Annotated in this window: 14 protein-coding genes and 1 pseudogene; 11 read left to right on the forward strand and 4 right to left on the reverse strand. The window is 24.9% G+C overall.

The genetic code is table 11. The annotated features are described in order from the left end of the window. Positions 1 to 1,452, reverse strand: a 1,452-nt coding sequence (locus tag Q1J76_RS11575; RefSeq protein WP_300370523.1) for a Cas8a1 family CRISPR/Cas system-associated protein, incomplete at its 3' end; no start/stop codon positions are given. Positions 1,453 to 1,477: 25 nt separating this feature from the next. Continuing rightward, entirely contained in the window at positions 1,478 to 2,251 is a 774-nt protein-coding gene (gene cas6 / locus Q1J76_RS11580) for a CRISPR-associated endoribonuclease Cas6 (protein WP_300370525.1), read from the reverse strand. A gap of 406 nt (positions 2,252 to 2,657) precedes the next feature. Here cas6 and Q1J76_RS11585 point away from each other — a divergent pair, with 406 nt between their 5' ends. From Q1J76_RS11585 to Q1J76_RS11605, 5 genes are all read left to right on the forward strand, one after another. Continuing rightward, positions 2,658 to 2,984 (forward strand): YbjQ family protein, encoded by a 327-nt coding sequence (locus Q1J76_RS11585; RefSeq protein WP_300370527.1) that lies wholly within the window; start codon positions 2,658 to 2,660, stop codon positions 2,982 to 2,984. 24 nt (positions 2,985 to 3,008) lie between these two features. Further along, positions 3,009 to 3,323: a YbjQ family protein gene (locus tag Q1J76_RS11590; RefSeq protein ID WP_300370615.1), complete on the forward strand. Its 315-nt coding sequence runs from the start codon at positions 3,009 to 3,011 to the stop codon at positions 3,321 to 3,323. A gap of 27 nt (positions 3,324 to 3,350) precedes the next feature. Beyond that, positions 3,351 to 4,010 carry an LOG family protein gene (locus Q1J76_RS11595; protein WP_300370529.1) on the forward strand — a complete coding sequence of 220 codons (660 nt, stop codon included), beginning with the start codon at positions 3,351 to 3,353 and terminating at the stop codon, positions 4,008 to 4,010. Positions 4,011 to 4,013: 3 nt separating this feature from the next. Beyond that, positions 4,014 to 4,601 (forward strand): hypothetical protein, encoded by a 588-nt coding sequence (locus Q1J76_RS11600; RefSeq protein ID WP_300370532.1) that lies wholly within the window; start codon positions 4,014 to 4,016, stop codon positions 4,599 to 4,601. Positions 4,602 to 5,037: 436 nt separating this feature from the next. Beyond that, a complete protein-coding gene (locus tag Q1J76_RS11605; RefSeq protein WP_300370535.1) occupies positions 5,038 to 6,420 on the forward strand; it encodes a sodium-dependent transporter in 1,383 nt (460 codons plus the stop codon). A gap of 48 nt (positions 6,421 to 6,468) precedes the next feature. On the opposite strand, the gene Q1J76_RS12570 is transcribed toward Q1J76_RS11605, so the two are convergent. Continuing rightward, entirely contained in the window at positions 6,469 to 6,657 is a 189-nt protein-coding gene (locus tag Q1J76_RS12570) for a methyltransferase domain-containing protein (protein ID WP_367182144.1), read from the reverse strand. Between the two features lie 391 nt (positions 6,658 to 7,048). On the opposite strand from Q1J76_RS12570, the gene Q1J76_RS11615 reads away from it, so the two are divergent. The 5 genes and pseudogenes from Q1J76_RS11615 to Q1J76_RS11635 all read left to right on the forward strand — a co-directional run bounded on the left by Q1J76_RS11615 (position 7,049) and on the right by Q1J76_RS11635 (position 11,330). Then, positions 7,049 to 7,558, forward strand: a complete 510-nt coding sequence (locus tag Q1J76_RS11615) for a nitroreductase family protein (protein WP_300370538.1) — start codon at positions 7,049 to 7,051, stop codon at positions 7,556 to 7,558. A 200-nt stretch (positions 7,559 to 7,758) separates the two neighbouring features. Further along, positions 7,759 to 9,627: an ankyrin repeat domain-containing protein gene (locus Q1J76_RS11620; RefSeq protein ID WP_300370541.1), complete on the forward strand. Its 1,869-nt coding sequence runs from the start codon at positions 7,759 to 7,761 to the stop codon at positions 9,625 to 9,627. A 126-nt stretch (positions 9,628 to 9,753) separates the two neighbouring features. Beyond that, positions 9,754 to 9,879 (forward strand): hypothetical protein, encoded by a 126-nt coding sequence (locus Q1J76_RS11625; protein WP_300370544.1) that lies wholly within the window; start codon positions 9,754 to 9,756, stop codon positions 9,877 to 9,879. A 159-nt stretch (positions 9,880 to 10,038) separates the two neighbouring features. Further along, the gene (locus Q1J76_RS12575) at positions 10,039 to 10,101 is read left to right on the forward strand and encodes a hypothetical protein (protein WP_367182145.1); all 63 of its coding nucleotides are present in this window, start codon (positions 10,039 to 10,041) and stop codon (positions 10,099 to 10,101) included. A 149-nt stretch (positions 10,102 to 10,250) separates the two neighbouring features. Beyond that, positions 10,251 to 11,330, forward strand: a pseudogene (locus tag Q1J76_RS11635) (hypothetical protein). Here the strand turns inward: Q1J76_RS11635 and mgtE are convergent. Continuing rightward, complete coding sequence (gene mgtE / locus Q1J76_RS11640; RefSeq protein ID WP_300370547.1) at positions 11,323 to 12,687, reverse strand: magnesium transporter; 1,365 nt, start codon at positions 12,685 to 12,687, stop codon at positions 11,323 to 11,325. The pseudogene Q1J76_RS11635 and the gene mgtE sit on opposite strands and share 8 nt — an antisense overlap. Positions 12,688 to 12,797: 110 nt before the next feature. On the opposite strand from mgtE, the gene pfkA reads away from it, so the two are divergent. Continuing rightward, on the forward strand, positions 12,798 to 13,778 hold the full coding sequence (pfkA, locus tag Q1J76_RS11645) for a 6-phosphofructokinase (protein ID WP_300370550.1): 981 nt from the start codon (positions 12,798 to 12,800) through the stop codon (positions 13,776 to 13,778).

Below are 13,778 nucleotides of genomic sequence, written 5' to 3' on the forward strand. Positions count from 1 at the left end.
ATTGCCTTTCTTATAAGCTATATATGCTAAATCAAATTGTTTTTGCATATTATTCTCCTCCTTCAAAATTTTAGTATCCAAAAACATAATGTCTTTTGCTATTTGTATTTTTAGTACATAAAATATTGCTTTTATTAAAAAATTATTGTTCTCAATTTTTAACAATTTAAATATTAAATTCCATTGATTTCTAAAGTTTAAAATATTTTCTAAACAATCCTTATAAATATCAATCCAATAATCATCAGTTATTTTTACAGATTTTATCTTTGCTATATAATTAAGTTCTTTTTTCATTGACTCAATAATTTGAAGTGAGTCTTTTCCTATAGTATTAAATAAATAGTGATTTTTATCTCTTACAATTACTTGAATAGATTTTAATTCTTTAGTTTTTTCAGCTAATAGCCTTCTTATTATTTCATTATATGCAGTATAAGTTTTATTTTCTTCATTATTTGTAAAATCTATTTTTCTATTCATTTTTATTAATGTATCTATACTGTCATTTTGATTAACGAATATCATACTATTTGATATATCTATAAATCCTAAAGGAGTACATGCATATATATAATTACATAAAGCACATATAAAACTGTCAGGATTATAATTCCAGAATGCTGATTTTTTTCTGTTAGTATCAACACCCACTTCAAATAAAAAAGTAGTATCAATGTCTTTATTTATACTTTCATTACAAACTACACAGTTATAATTATATTCCTTATTTATATTAATCAATTCTTTTAATGGATCTTCAAATGATTTATAAAACATTTCCTTTATATCTTTTTTAGAATTCGCAGGAAGTAAGAATGCTTTATTTTCCCAGAACTGATTAATTTTTGTGTACATTATATTTTTCATTAATAGAGTGTTTCTTACGTCTTTGCTGTTTTTAAAATCTGATTTTATTTCTTTCAAATAAGATTTTATTTTTTCTATATCTAATTTTTTTGCATTTATTATTTCTTTTATATTTTCTATATTTTTCTGTATATTTACTGATATTCCATTACTTAGTAAAATCTCTAATCCTGTTTTTATACTTTTTGCTTTTGAAAAATAATCTATAATATTTTTTATATCATCTTTAAAATCTTTGTTTTCTTTGTCATTTAAAATAATATCAATTTTTTTAATACTTTCTGATATATTAGTTTTATCACCAAACTTTTTTACAGTTGTATCAATATACATTTGAGATAAATCTGTATTGAGTAAAAAATTCTTTTTTACAAATAAAGTTTGCCCTTCAAAATAATAATCTTTTTTATTTTCTAAACTTTCCCCTTTTTTAGCTTTTGACTCTTCCAGCACTTCAATAAATCCAACAACCCCAGCATTAAAAAGAAAAGTGTCAAGATTAATTTCAAAATATTCATTGCTAATATTATTATTTTCTGATAAATTTAATAAAAGCTGATTAGATTCTTTTGTCTTTGCCATAATATAATTTCCTTAAATAAAAATATTAAAAAACTTCAAATAAACCAAAACCTTCGCTTCTTCTGCTGCCTATTCCTGTTTTATATAGATTATTTAGTAAAGTGATATCTCCTTCTAAACAGAATTTACCATATGAAGCACTGATTAAATTTTCTTTGAAAGGCACTACTGTTGTCTTTGATTCTTCCTGTATTATATTTCCATTTTCATCTGTTGTTCTTACAGGTATTAATTTTATTTCAGAGCTTTCAAAATTAAATTCTTTGGCAATTCTTTCTGCTGACTGATTTAATAGTGAATTAAAGTTTTCATCTTTATAAGTTAAATAAATATCTTTATTTGTTTCTCTGTTATGATTGCGTAATACTAAAGGACTTAAAAATTTTATTAATATCTTATTTTTAGTTATAGATTTTTCATTTAGCATAGTTATTTTTCTTAAAGTCATTATCATAGTACTTTTTGTATTTTCATCTTTTGGGTATCTTTTATTTATCATACTATTAAATGAATTATAAAGCTCTATAAAAACTGCATTATCAAATACAGAGAAAATTATATTAATGTATGTTTGATTTTTATCATTTTTATATATTTCTATATTATCATCATTTATTTTTGCCTCAGGAAGATATACCCCAAAAGTAAATGCTTTCATTTTGGTATTATCCTTATAAAGTGCATTATAAATGTTTGGGTATTTATTTACTAAGGCATGTTTGATAAAACTGATAATTGCTAATCTATATTCTTTACTAATAATGTTACTTTCTAATTCAAAATTGAGATTAATACGCATAGAATATCCTTATACACTATGATAAATATTATATAATTATAATAGTATAAATAAACACATTTGTCAATTTGCAGTCAGGAATTAAAATAAATGGGCTAATCCAGATAGCTAAAAAAGTTCACTTTTTGTCAGATTATATAGTATTTTTTAATTGTTTATCAATATATTTATTGTTAAATCATGTGTTTAAGTTAAATCGAAATTGTTCGTTTCATACATAAAATATAACAATTTTATCTTATCTGGATCTGTCCCAATATTAAATAGCTGACTGATTTTACATATAATATCAAGTTTTCATAATTATCGTTCAGTTATTGATGTTAAAAAAATATTAAGCATATTTATATATTTCCGACAAAATAATGCATCACATATAAGTATAAAATAAAAAAGGATTGAAAAAATGGAAACTAATATGAAAATGTTTACTGTTAATTACTTACCAAGTAATTACAATTATGAAGTACTGGGATTAGTGAAAGGAAATACTGCTCAGGCTAAACATGTTGGTAAAGATTTACTTGCTGGACTAAAAAATATCGTAGGAGGAGAAGTAGAGAGTTATACTGAAATGCTTAATGAGGCTAGAGAAATAGCAACTACAAGAATGGTTGAAGAAGCTAAAAAATTAGGTGCTAATGCCATAATTGGTATTAATTATTCTTCATCATCTGTATTGGCTGGTACTGTAGAAGTTATTGCTTACGGTACTGCTATAATATTAAAATAAGTTAGGAGTAAAAAAATGAGTGATATGAAATTAATTTCAGCTGATTATCTTCCAAGTAATTATAATTATGAGTTATTAGGTTTGGTTAAAGGAAATGTTGCTCAGGCTAAACATATAGGTAAGGACTTATTAGCTGGGCTAAAAAATATAGTTGGTGGAGAGGTTGAAGGCTATACTGAAATGCTTAATGAGGCTAGAGGAATAGCAACTAAAAGAATGGTGGAAGAAGCTAAAAAATTAGGTGCTAATGCTGTAATAGGAGTAAAATATTCATCTTCTTCTGTAATGGAAGGAACTACAGAAGTTATTGCTTACGGTACTGCTATTATAATAAAATAATATAAAACCAAAAGGCGGAAATTATCAATGAGAAGAGAAACTTATGAATTACAAAATTCAGATATTCCCAATGAATCATGGCGTATATTTAGAATAATGGGAGAATTTGTAGAAGGATTTGAAACTATGTCTTACTACAAAAATTCTGTTTCTATATTTGGAAGTGCAAGAACATCTGAAGATCATCCACATTATAAATTAGCTTATGAAACTGCTAAGTTATTAGGTGAAAACAAATATGATATTATAACAGGCGGAGGTCCTGGAATAATGGAGGCTGGAAACAGAGGAGCTTTTGATGCTAAAGCTGGTTCTATAGGTTTATGCATAGAACTTCCTTTTGAACAGAAAACAAATCCTTATGTAAAAGAAGAAATTAAATTCAGATACTTTTTTGCTAGGAAAGTTATGTTTCTAAAGTATGCTAAGGCTGTGATAATATTCCCGGGCGGATTTGGTACTATGGATGAGATGTTTGAAACTTTAACTTTAATACAAACTAAAGTTCTTCAAAAAACACCGCTTATAGTTATGAATTCAAACTATTATACAGACTTAATAGAATGGATAAAAAAAGATATGATTGATGAAAACTATATAGATATTGAGGATTTAGACTTGATTCAATATGCTGAAACTCCTCAAGAAGCTTTAAATATCATAAATAGTTTTCATAATCAAAAATAAAAAATGAAATATATAATAGTAATTTTATTAATCAGTGTAAATTTCTTATTTGCACAGTTTCCAGAGCTTTTCGATTTGAATGGTTATAAAGACTTAAAATTCGGAATGACTATTGAAGAGGCAGATAATAAAATTACTAATTATAATATAAATGTATATGCTGATTTTGTTGGATCATTTAAACTTAAGAATAATACTATCCTTAATATATATAAAAATGATACACAAAAATTGTCATACTATTTATATTTTTATAATAATCAGCTTTATAGAATAGAAATTTGCAATCATATAGGAGATATTTATAACAAGCCTTCTTTCTATCAGCCTGTAACATTGGCAGATATAGAAAATATCAAAGAAAATTTATCTTTTCAATATGGCAAAATAAATAAAACCGATGTAAAACATTATTCTTTCAATAAAAAGCCATTTGAAGAATATGTATTTTGGTGGTCATCTGATCTTGTAAGTGTATCTTTGTATGTAAAACCTGATTTGGATACTTTAGATAAAGTAGTTAAACATTATTCTTATAGAATTTCTTTTTATGATGAAATTAAAATAAAAGAAATATACTCTACAAAATAAATTCAATTAAAAAAATAATTAAGAAAATTAAATGTTATTTTAACTCCACACACATTATACTTATTACACATTATGTAATTTTAATTTTACTATTTTTTTATACTAAAAAAGATATAATATCCTCCATAAAGTTAATAAAATTTATTATACCATTAACGCACACAGAACTAAAAATCGATTAACAATACAAATTTTATTATATTCTAAACTTCACTAAACATGCGGTTAATAGAACAAAAAACTAATAAAAGCTTGGGTGGGTAATGCTTTTCATAATTTGTTATGAATATAAGATTAAATTATAACTTCAGATACAGGCAATATAGTATAAGGGCGGGGTATGTAAATAATTTTTTATAATAAAAAGTTTTAATAATTTATAATATATAGTATAATTTCACAAAAATCGTTTTAATGATTTGGAGTTTATAATCAAATGAAAGAAAGAGAAAAATTGGGAAGTAGATTTGGATTTATACTTGTATCAGCAGGCTGTGCTGTAGGAATGGGTAATGTTTGGAGATTTCCATATATAACAGGACAATATGGCGGGGGTGCTTTTGTTCTATTATATATTATATCAATAATTATTTTAGGCGTTGCTCCAATGGTTATGGAATTTGCTGTAGGAAGAGCAGGAGGACATGATATAGCAACATCTTTTCAAAAACTTCAGAAGAAAGGTCATCATTGGAATAAGATAGGATATATTCAAATACTTGGAAATGTAGTACTTATGCTTTTTTATACAACTATATGCGGATGGTGTTTATCATATTTTTATTTCATGCTTTCAGGAAAATTTAAAGGACTTGATGCTGAAGAAGTTGGCGTTTTCTTCAATGGTGTTTTGGGAAGTGCATCTACATTAACTTTGTGGATGGGAATTAGTTTGCTTATTGGAATAATTATATGTTCTTTAGGGCTAGAAAAAGGTGTTGAAAGAGCTAGTAAATTTATGATGATTTCATTATTTGGGCTTTTAATGATTTTAATTATAAGAGCTTTAACTTTGAAAGGAGCTTTAGAAGGTTTGAAATTCTATTTAGTACCAGATTTGAATAAATTATTTGGAAATGGTCTTACTGGATTTATAGCTATATTCTATGCAGCTATTGGTCAAGCATTTTTTTCTTTGAGTGTAGGTCAAGGCGGAATGGCTATATTCGGAAGCTATATAGATAAAAAGCAATCCCTTACAGGAGAGGCTTTAATAATAATAGCATTAGATACTATAGTAGCTTTATTTGCAGGACTAGTTGTTTTTCCAGCATGTTTTGCATTCGGTGTAAATCCTGGAGAAGGTCAAGGACTTGCTTTTGTAACTTTACCAAATATATTTAATTCCATGCCTTTAGGAAGATTATGGGGGGCATTATTTTTCTTATTTTTAGCTATGGCAGCACTCACAACTATAATAGGAGTATTAGAAAATATATATTCTTTTATTATGGATAAATTCAAAATAAGCAGGAAAAAAACTTCTATAATACTTTTTACAGTTCTATTTATATTTAGTCTTCCTACAACATTAGGTTTTAATAAATTATCCCACATAAACCCTTTAGGCGAAGATACTGTAATAATGGATTTATTAGATTTTATAGTTTCTAATAATATACTGCCTTTAGGTGCATTGGTAACTTTATTTTTCTGCACTAGAGATTTTGGATGGGGATTTCAGAATTTTATAAAGGAGGCTAATACAGGAGAAGGAATAAAGTTTCCTGTAAAATTAAGATTTTATATAAGCTATATACTTCCTTTTATAGTACTTGCAATATTTTTATATGAGTATATCAATAAATTTTTTATATAAAACTTTTATAATTAAAAAATATATATTCGTCTTTTTTATTACCCTATATCACTCTTTCAATGCTTTTATAGGATCATAAAAATGTTCGAATATATGACTTACAAATACAAAATCTACAGCATTATCTTTGAAAGGCAAATCATCTCCATTTGATATTATATCTGCTTTTTGTATATATCCTGCATCTTCAATTTGGAAATTTTTAATACTTATGCTCCTCTTCCATAGAATATAAATCTATTCTATTAATATGTATTACATATATTTCATAATTAGAATTAAATGAGTGCCTATTTCTATCCCTTTCAAATTTTTTAAATATTTATTTACTATATTACTATTTAATGTTTGTGTAATGATAATATTATTAATCAAACTAGGATAATTCTGAAAAAATATTTTTTATTATTTGCTACATTATTAAGTACGGCTTCATATATCTTTTTAATATATTCAGTAAAAGAATTGATTTTATTAATTATATTTTCAATATCATTTATCATATTATCCTTCATATTAGAACATACTCACAAAAAATAATATGTAATAAACAAAAATAAATCAAATTAATTTTTATTTTTGTATATTTATTATATAATTATCAAAAACATAAAAATAGGAGTTAAAAATGAGCGAAGATATTTTATTTACAAGAAGAAGTATAAGAAAATATATCAAAGGTAAACAAGTTGAAGATGATAAGATAGAATATATGCTCAAAGCAGCTATGTACGCTCCTTCAGCTAACAATAGGAGGAATTGGGAGTTTATAGTAGTAAAGAACAGAGAATCATTAGATAAGATTATGAATACTCACCCTTATGCCAAAATGCTTGATACCGCTACTTTAGCTATAGTAGTATGTGGTGATTTATCCGATGAATCAGGAAGACTATACTGGGAACAAAATTGTTCAGCAGCTTTACAAAATATTATGCTTGCTGCTAAAGCCAAAGATTTAGGTTCTGTATGGATAGGACTTGCTCCACGTGAGGATAGAATGAATGAAATTATAAAATTATTTAATATACCAGAAAATATTAAACCTTTGGGGCTGGTTGTTATAGGATATCCAGATGAAGAACCTGAAATACATAATAAATTTGAACCTAATAAAATACATTATGAAAAATATTAATAATAGTATAAAAGGGTTATAAAATTATTTATGAAAAAACTTTCCGTTTATAATTTTATAACCTAATACATAATCTGATAATAAAAATAATACTTGTCAATTTATAATAAGATATATATTATAAAAATTATCCGTATTAATAAATTGACATACATATATAACAGTATATAATATTAATATAGATTTTATACGGAGATTGTATGAAAAATACTATATGCACTATTATTGTATATTTTATTTTATTAATTACATCATCTTTAATCTTACATCCTAATGAATATGATACTAATTACTATAAAAATCTTTTTGATAAAATGTTTGCAAATGAAGATGAATTAGAAGAAATGGCAAAAGATCCTCAAGGATATATTGAAAATCTTCTTAAAAAGGAAGCAGAAAAAGCATTAAAAGAGAAAATAGAACCTGATAAAAAATATAATGTTATAAAAATAGATAGTTTAGAATATGAATATCAAAGTACTGCAAAAGGTTTCGGTGATTTAGAAGATGTTAAAAAATTTATACAGAAATATGATATAAACGGAGTATATGACGGCTATACTTTGCTTTATACTTATTCAAAATATTATGACACTAAAATTGATATAATAGAATTCTTACTTGAAAATAATGCTGATGTTTATAAAAAATCTATTAATAATAAAACTGCTCTATATAGTGCTGTATCCTCTTTATCTAGAGATATAGTAGAAATTCTTTTAAAACATTATAAAAATAATGATGATATAAATGATGAGTTTTTGCTGGCTGTAAATAAAGAATATAAGTCTATATTAAAAAGGTTATTAAAAAAGAAATTTTTATTCTTTGGAAATAAATTTAAGATGAATTTGCAAGAAGGGCTTGAAATAGCACTTTATAAAGGTAATGTAGATATAGCTATTATATTAGTTGTAAATGGTGCTAAAACGGATAATTTTTTATATTTTTTAAAATTGGTATTTGATAAATATTTAATTCTTATAGTTCTTATGATTGTTTTATTTTCTGCTCTTGTTTATACATATAAAAGAAGATATAATCCTACAATTTATACAGATATGGAAAAGCTGGTAACGTTTAAAGATAAAGTAAATAATATATATATTTACTCTTATACTAATTACGGAGGACTATCTGTAATGCAGGGCTTTTTAGGAAATATATTTATAAATAATGATAAGCTAAAAGGATATTATAATATAGACAGCAGTTTTACGGGTAATTATATTTCAGTTTATGATTTTTATGATAAAAACAAAAATGATAAAGAATATTTAAGCTGGTATGATGTCATTATAGAAGAAGAAAAAAAAGAAAAAGCTGTTATAAAATTTGATTGTTCTCTTGATGATTTTATAAATAGTGATAAAAAAGAAATCAACTATACTATGGAAATATCTAACTCTAAAACTATAAATGGAGTTTTTGAAGTAAATAAAAATAATGATATAGATATGACATATTTCGAATTAGGATTTAAGAAGTTTGCAAAATATAATGAGTTTATAAACATTCTTATTTATCTATTTGACATGTATCATTTCAATATAAAAAATAATGATAAAATTAACTCATATATAAACGGAGATAATAAATCGTATTCTGAGAAAAAAAAAGAATTAAAAATAAATATTAAAGAGCTTTTAAAGAAACATGAGAGTATGTCACTTAACGATATTAAAATTAAATATTATGATAAACTTAAAGATTTTTATAATGCTGATAATATAGTCTATCTTGATAATAAAACAATATGCATATACAAAAGATTTGCTAAAATAGAATCTAATAATAATCTTACAGTAAATAATATATCGCTCATAATTGATTTAGATAATGAAAAATTGATAAGCCCTTATTTTAAAGATTTTGTTCATAATGCTGATGAAATATTAAAAAAATATAATTCTAATTTTTATAAGAATATAGATAATTTAATTTTTCTTATAACAGAAGCTGGTATTATATTGATGAAAGATAAAGGGCATAAAAAAATATTTATTTCTTTAGATGATATAAAAGAGCATATTAACAAGTATCATTATTTGTCTTATTTATTTGATTAATTTATATGGTACAAATTATAATTAAAAATTTGATTTTGTTTTAATTATTATTTATACTACTAGTAAGTGATTATTAAGGAATAATTATTACAGTTTAAAGAAGAATTAATAAATATTATAGACAATATGCCTGAAGAAAGTTTAACAAAAATTATTGATATGATAAAAGAACAGCAATATCTTGATGAAGACATAGATATGAAAAATAATGAAAAAGTTATAGTTAAGACTTTAGAAGAGTTTGAAAAATGAAAATAGTTTTTAATGAATGAAAGAACTTGGCAGGAATATATGTTAAACTATTGTAAAGAAAATCAATGAACTTATTAAGGATATTATTAGAGATCCATATTCTGGTATAGGAAACCTGAAAAATTAAAATATAATAAAAAAGATTTATATTCCAGACGAATTAATTTAGAGCATAGATTATTTTATCATATAGAAAATGATAATTTAATAATTACTTCTTGAAAATACCATTATAATAAAGAATAAATTATATTAATTAATTTTATTTTCAGAAATTATTTTTTTATTTTTATCACTTATTTTCAAACAAGTTTATAAACTTATAACTTTTGTAAACTTGATATAGCATAATAGCAAATGAGGTTTAATAAATGAAAAATATATTATATAACGAATATTTTGTTTTGATTATTGTTACTATTATTTTAGTTATTATTTTTAAACTTTTAATGAAAAATAAATACCGTCCTTATTTTGAAATAAAGGATATAACTTTTACCATACTTAAAGATAAGATTAATAATATATACATATACTGCAATAAATTTGAAAATATTGATGAGGGTATACATTATTTGTATAGAGGAAAAATGTTTATAAATAATGCGGATTTATTTGGTATTTATGAAATTAGAGGAAACAGCAGTAAAATAGAAGTTTTTGATTATGATTCTAAAGAAGAGTTTAGAAGTTCGCAAATAAAAAATATTGCCGAAATCAATTTAAAAACAAATTTAAAAAATAATAATATTTCAAAAGCAGAATATATTATGGAGATTAATTCCAAAAAAATAGAAAGCGTTTTTGAATTAATAAATGAACCTAAAATAAATATAAAAAACTTTAATATAAACGGATTTGGATATTTAAAAAACTATGGAAAAATAACCATAATTCTTAATTATTTATTCAATTTTTATTATGCATTTATAGACAATAAAGAAAAGATAAATTTTGATATTAATGGCGAATCTAGTTTTTCAAAAGATTTTTAGTATAAAAAAGAAAATGAACTTTCAGATGAAATTAATTCATTTTTGAAAAAAGTTCCTGTTTATGAATTAAAAAAATATTTTATTAAAATTAAAGATTTATATGCTTTTAATATATTATACCTTGATGGAAAAACTATTTGTATTTATAAAAGACTTGTAAAAATAGATGATAGTAAAGAAATTATAATAAATAATGTTTCTCTTATTTATGATTTGAATAATCAAAAATTGATAAGCCCTTATCTTAAAGACTTGCTAAATGATTGTGAAGAATTATTAAAAAAATATAATGCCCCTAAAGATTTTTATTCTAATATAGATAGTTTAATTTTTGGTGTAATAGATTCATTTATTATAATAATGAAAGAAAAAGACTACGAAAAAATATTTATTGATTATAAAAATATAAAAGAGTATATAAATAAAGAGCATTATTTGGCTTATTTATTTAATTAGTAAATCTGCTAAGTATAATGGTAGCTAATAACAAATATATTGCAGTTCCACTTATATCGCATATAGAAGTAACTAGCGGAACACTACTTGTAGTAGGATCTTTTTTAAATTTCACAAATAAAAATGGAAGGCACAAACCTATTAAACTTCCTATAATAACAACCAATATCATAGCCAATGATACAACTAATGCTATCATATACCCACCTCTAAAAATAGCAATCAATGAAACTGCCGCACTCATAGTAAGTCCTAATATAGCAGAAACAAGTATCTCTTTACCCAACATAAAAAGCCAATCACTTTTTTTTACATCGCCTACAGATAAACTTCTTATTATAAGTGTTGAAGACTGAGCTCCTGCATTTCCAGCACTATCTATAAGTAAAGGCAGAAAAAATATCAAAGAAACATACTGGCTTATAGTCTCTTCAAACATTCCTATAACATAACCAGATACAATATTAACAAATACCAATATAAAAAGCCAAGATATTCTTCTTTTATAAAGTATAAAAGGATTAGCCTGCTTTATATTACTATCAAAATCATCATCTATACTTATAGCCCCCAATTTGTGAAAATCCTCTGTGTCCTCTTCTTCTGCAATATCAAATATATCATCTATAGTAACAATACCAATCAAAGCATTTTTAGAATCTACTACAGGTATATATAGCAAATCATATTTTCTTCCTACCCTAACAGCTTCCTCTTGATCAGAATATACAGATAAATATATTATATCAGTATGCATAAGACTTTCTATTTTATCATCTTGACTTGCAAATAATAAATCTTTTAATAAAATATACCCTATTAAAGTACCTTCTTTATTAACAACATATATAACTTCAAAAGTTTCAGAATCTTTTCCATGTTTTCTGATATAATCTAAAGTTTGCTTAACTGTATAATCAGGTTCTACATCTATATACTCAGGCGTCATTATACGTCCGATACTGTCTTCAGGATATACTAATAATTGCCTAGTAATATTTAAATCCTGCTCACCCATCAAAGAAAATATCTTTTTAGTAATGTCAGCAGGTATTTCCTCAAAAAGAGAAGTTCTGTCATCAGGACTCATATCATGAATAAGCTCTTTAAGCTCATTATCATTCATAGAAACTATGATTTTTTCCTGTTCTTCTGTCTCAAGTTCAGAAAATACATAAGCTGCCGATTCTCTAGATAAAAGCCTGAAAACAATACTCCTATCCCTATCATTATCTAATATTCTTATAATATCAACTATCTCCGCTGCATGCATTTCACAGAGCAGATATTTAAGCTTATCCCATCTTTGATTTTCTATTATGTTTATAATTTCTGTATATTCTTTATTTTCTAACATATTTTTTTTATTTTATATATATCAATTCTTTTATTATTATTATATAATAGATATTATATAATATAATAAAAAAAATCCAATATTATAAAAAATAAAGGAGTTATTTTAATATGGCTGATATAAAAAAAATCGGGGTATTAACAAGCGGAGGAGATGCTTCAGGAATGAATCCTGCCATAAGAAGCGTAGTTAGAACAGCAATAGCCAATGGTTTGGAAGTAATGGCAATCAAAGAGGGTTATCAAGGACTTATGTATAATAATGTATATCCAATGACTGCTGGAAGTGTTGGAGGTATTATCAATCATGGCGGTACTATGCTATTTTCTGCAAGATCTCCAGAATTCCAAACTGAAGAAGGTATGAAAAAAGCTGCAGATAATATGAGATATCATGGAATTGATGCCTTAATCGTAATAGGCGGAGATGGAACATATAAAGGAGCTTTAGACTTTTATAATCATCACCCTGAATTTCCTATAGTTGCTATACCTGGCACTATAGATAATGATATATTCGGTACTGATTATACTATAGGTTATGATACCGCTGTTAATGTAGCGATGGATGCTATAGATAAGTTAAGAGATACGGCTACAAGTCATGGCAGATGCTTTGTTGTAGAGGTTATGGGTAGACATGCTGGTTATATTGCTTTGGAAGTAGGTATAGCTTCAGGTGCAGAGGATATATTAATACCTGAAACTACTACTGATTTGGATAAAATAGTAGAAGAATTACAAATTGCTAAAAAAAGAGGTAAAAAATCTTCTATTATCGTAGTTGCTGAAGGTGATGAATCAGGTGGTGCTATGGAAGTTGCTAAACAAATTGAAGGTAAAACAGGTTTTGATACACGAGTTACTATATTAGGACACATGCAAAGAGGCGGTTCTCCTACTTCAAGAGAGCGTTTAATGGCTGCTAGATTCGGTTATATTGCTGTTAAGGCTTTATTAGAAGGAAAGAAAAATGTAGCTGTAGGTATTTGGAAAGGTGAATATACTTATACTCCTCTAACTGATGCAGTTAAAAAAGTACCTAAAGTTGATCCTATAGATTTAGCATTATGCAGAACACTTGCTATATAA

The sequence above is a fragment of the Brachyspira sp. genome, from assembly GCF_029258575.1.
In the GTDB taxonomy this organism is placed as follows: Bacteria; Spirochaetota; Brachyspiria; order Brachyspirales; family Brachyspiraceae; genus Brachyspira.